Origin of the sequence: Aerosakkonema funiforme FACHB-1375 (assembly GCF_014696265.1) — a bacterium.
In the GTDB taxonomy this organism is placed as follows: domain Bacteria; phylum Cyanobacteriota; class Cyanobacteriia; order Cyanobacteriales; family Aerosakkonemataceae; genus Aerosakkonema; species Aerosakkonema funiforme_A.
In genome coordinates this window covers 1-2,743 of the sequence record NZ_JACJPW010000226.1, presented here as the reverse complement: position 1 = coordinate 2,743, position 2,743 = coordinate 1, and the positions used below count along the sequence as shown (strand labels likewise).

Annotated in this window: 3 protein-coding genes; all 3 read right to left on the bottom strand. The window is 40.9% G+C overall.

Annotated elements, in window-relative coordinates:
• Positions 1-379: 379 nt before the first annotated feature.
• On the bottom strand, positions 380-1,954 hold the full coding sequence (locus H6G03_RS37040; RefSeq protein ID WP_190475931.1) for a UvrD-helicase domain-containing protein: 1,575 nt from the start codon (positions 1,952-1,954) through the stop codon (positions 380-382).
• Positions 1,955-2,098: 144 nt separating this feature from the next.
• Complete coding sequence (locus tag H6G03_RS37035; RefSeq protein ID WP_206756681.1) at positions 2,099-2,563, bottom strand: DEAD/DEAH box helicase; 465 nt, start codon at positions 2,561-2,563, stop codon at positions 2,099-2,101.
• On the bottom strand, positions 2,563-2,743 hold a 181-nt coding region (locus tag H6G03_RS37645), incomplete at its 5' end, for a hypothetical protein (RefSeq protein ID WP_206756680.1). The genes H6G03_RS37035 and H6G03_RS37645, both read right to left, overlap by 1 nt.

The following is a 2,743-nucleotide window of genomic DNA, read 5'->3' as shown; positions in this document are numbered from 1 at the left end:
TAGGTCAAGTTTGGGAACAAGTACCTTACAATCCCCAGTTACATCAAGCAGATGTCAATGATATTGCTGAGGGAGAGTTGGTTTTTGTGAGGTTTGTAGGGTATAAGAATGGCTCTCGCATTCTTTGTCCTGCCAAAGTCAGCCGGACTCGACCATTTAACTAAAATTAGATATCTTAGTCCATTTGTATGGAAAAAGTCCAGTTTTACCAACTCAAAATGTTGGTGAAATGATTTTTCACATATTACTCCCTTCCTGCCGTAAGATTATCGATCGCAAGTTACCTGTTGTTCTTTTTTCCCCCACTCTCCCGCTCTCCCACTCCCCCACTCCCCCACTCCCCCAAAGTATACATATTCTTTGCGCGGGAAAGGAATAACTATTTGTTCGCCAAGAACAAATCGTGTTTGGCCCTCGTAGCAGCAACAAACTGCAAGTTTTTTTCCTGCTCCTTTTCCCAATCCTTCTCGGCTCTTGGATGTGGAAGCAAATCCGGTCTAATGTGAAAAACTCTCTCAGCCTCCAACCCTTTAGAGCCATGTATCGTGGTCAAGAACACTTCATTAAAATCACCTTTAGATAAACGCTCGATCGCCCCAGTCAGTTCGGCTGTATCTTGGCAATGATTACCTGTATAAATGGCATTAAGGGTTAGGATGCGATCGTGCAAATCTACAACTACTGTAATCGGTACTCCATCAGCGAGCATCTCTTTTTTTCTTGACTCATACCACGCTTGCAAAGTATTAGTAAATTCCTGGCAACTATACTTTTTCACTGATTCTCCTACAATTTCGCCAAGTAAGCTATTTAGTTGACTGGCTATATCTTTATTTTTAATTTTTGCTGCAATTCCTGCCTTGAGCAGTTCGTAATATACTGGTATCAACGGATAAAAGCAGCGACAGATAATCAAATCGCCAGCTTTAGCTAACTTGGGAATTTCTGCTATTTTTATTAACTTAACCGTCCCTAGTGGCGCATTCTGACGAGGTTCGATTACATTATAAATCTGATTGGCCAACTCGATATGGGTAGTCGGACATCTATAGCAAATAGATAAAGGTAATTGAATCGCACTCCTGCGCTCTATAATATTAGCAATACTCTGTCGATCGGCGGCACTAAATCCCATAATAGCTTGACGTTCGTCGCCAACAAAAATACCCCTAGCTCCTGCTTTATATGCCCTCATGACAATATCGATTTGTGCGGCGTTGAGGTCTTGCACTTCATCTACACACAGAAAGTCGTAGCTATATACTGGCAAATTTAACACAGATGGTAGCCATACCATATCTTCGTATGAAATAAATTCTCTACACTGACGTATTCCAATTTCTAGGATTTCAAACACAGCTTGTTGAATAAAATCCCAATCACCTATGCTAGGCAATCCATAATAATGGCATAATTGTTTTAGCGTTGTGCTATTGCTGGGATCGCCTAAAGTAAGTTGACTGAACTTTACTAGCGATACCAATCGATGGTATTCCAGTGATGAGTGTACTTTTCTATCTGCTAAATAATCTTTAACAATTACTGAATATTTACGTTTGTTAATCTCAGGCATATTGCGAAAAGCACGACATAAGCTTGATAAACCCAAACTGTGTATAGTACTCGCTTCGATATGTTTGGGCAGTTTACGATTTAGCTCATCAGCAATATGTTTGTTGAATGCTAGAAAACGCGATCGCAGATTTTTGGGAATGAAATTAGCGCCTTTAATTAAAGTAGTAGTCTTGCCGCTGCCCGGTACAGCAGAAACTACACATGACCCTTGACCGGATGCTAACCAATCGAAAATTGCTTTTTGATAGGCAGATGGCATAAATCCCAACACCATATCTCCTGATGTTGGTTGGCTATTAGCCTTATTATGAGAAAGGCGGTGCGGTGTTCCCAGCACCATATCGCCTATTCCTGGAAGTGGAAGTTGTTCGTGATCCACGTTTCTTACTTAAAAATGTAGGTTTTCATCAAACTATCGCTCGCTACTAATATTTGTGTCTGTATGCTTTGAAAAAACTGGGCGATCGCATTTATTTTCGGGCTGCTTTTTTGATAAACATTGGTAATATTATAGATAACAGTATTAAATTATAATACATAAAATCACCGAAACTGATGCCCAAGGATGAGAAAACCCTTCCCCTACCATGCCACAATGTACGAGGCAAATATATTCACCGCTAAAAAAACGCTGATAGGTTGCACTCGGTTTACCTGCTAAGTCGAAACCTTCCTTCTCGCTATGAACTAAGCCAACGCGCTCTTTCAGGATAGGAAAGTTTTGCAGCAGTTGGTATAATCGATGGGCGTGCGGTATGTTGAGAGCGCGGACAATCATGGCGTGCGGTCGCTCTGTGTCACGCTTTTGAGTTAAAATTTCTACAGCTTTTTCTAAGACTGGCAAGCAAAAGGAATCCGCTAGTAAAATTTTTCTAAACCATTCTTTATCTGATTCAGCTTTGGCAAAAAATACTTCTGGTGTATATTCAATTTCTTCTCCATTTAACTCTTCTACCAGGAATGCTTTACTCGTTGCTTCTTTGTACATTACCCGTTTGATGGGTGGTTCTTTGAGTTGCCAAGCATCCTGAATGGTGAACTCGTAATCTGTAACTGGGGAATAAGTAGTCGGACAAAAGTAATCGACACTGTATGAACTTTTGTTAAGGCACTTGCAGGAGTGCCTTCGCACAGCGTGCCGTAGGCATATCGTGCATCGGCACAATTA